An 884-nucleotide genomic window follows, 5' to 3' on the forward strand; every position below is an offset into this window, starting at 1 on the left:
GATGATGTGATGCCGGCGGCCCGACGGTCGTGACGGCCGGTCCGTCGGGGTGACGGACGAAGACCGCACGCTGGAACTGACGTTTGCCCGCCGGTGAGGTCAAGGCGGTGGTCAGTTGTGCGCGCAGCCGTTGTCGGCGCAGATGCAGGCCCATCGCGGCACGCAGCGGGTCCCGGATGAACACCTCGAAGGACACCAGCGAACTTACCGGATTGCCGGGCAGGGTCACGATCGGCACGGACCGTCCGGCCGGACCGCGATAGTGCCCGCAGCCCTGGGGCATCCCCGGCTGCATTGCGACCTTCACGAACTCCACCCCGCCGGTCATGCCCAGCGCTTCCTTGACCACCTCGAAGGCGCCGGCACTGACCCCGCCGGAGGTGAGGATGAGGTCGGCGTCGGCGGCGATCTCGTCGAGGCGATGCAAGAACTGGGTCGTGTCGTCGGGGACGAAATGCACGTGCCTGGCCTCGGCGCCGGCCTCGATGGCCGCCGCGGTCAGCATGGCGCCGTTGGATTCGTAGATCTGTCCGTGCCGCAACGGAATTCCCGGCGCCACCAGCTCGGAGCCGGTGGACAACACGGCCACCCGCATCGGCCGGAACACGCTCACCGTCGAGAACCCGAGCCCACACAGCAGCCCGATTTGCGCGGCACCGATACGGGTACCGGCCGGCAGCGCGGGCTGCCCGGCGACGATGTCGGAGCCCGCCGGGCGAATGTGCTTACCGGTCGGCACCGCGGTGGTGATGCCCACCTGCGCGCCCTCGACGGGTTCGGCGCCGCTGAACACGGCGGTGGTCAGTTCCACCGGCACCACCGCGTCGGCACCGGCCGGCATCGGTGCGCCGGTCATGATGCGGTGCGCAGTTCCCGGTGCCAGC

The 884-nt window shown here is 70.1% G+C and carries 1 protein-coding gene; it reads right to left on the reverse strand.

Annotated elements, in window-relative coordinates; translation table 11 throughout:
* On the reverse strand, positions 1 to 884 hold an 884-nt coding region (gene glp, locus B1964_RS21695; protein ID WP_079931237.1), incomplete at both ends, for a gephyrin-like molybdotransferase Glp.

This window comes from Gordonia sp. i37 (assembly GCF_002043085.1).
Taxonomy (GTDB): Bacteria; Actinomycetota; Actinomycetes; order Mycobacteriales; family Mycobacteriaceae; genus Gordonia; species Gordonia polyisoprenivorans.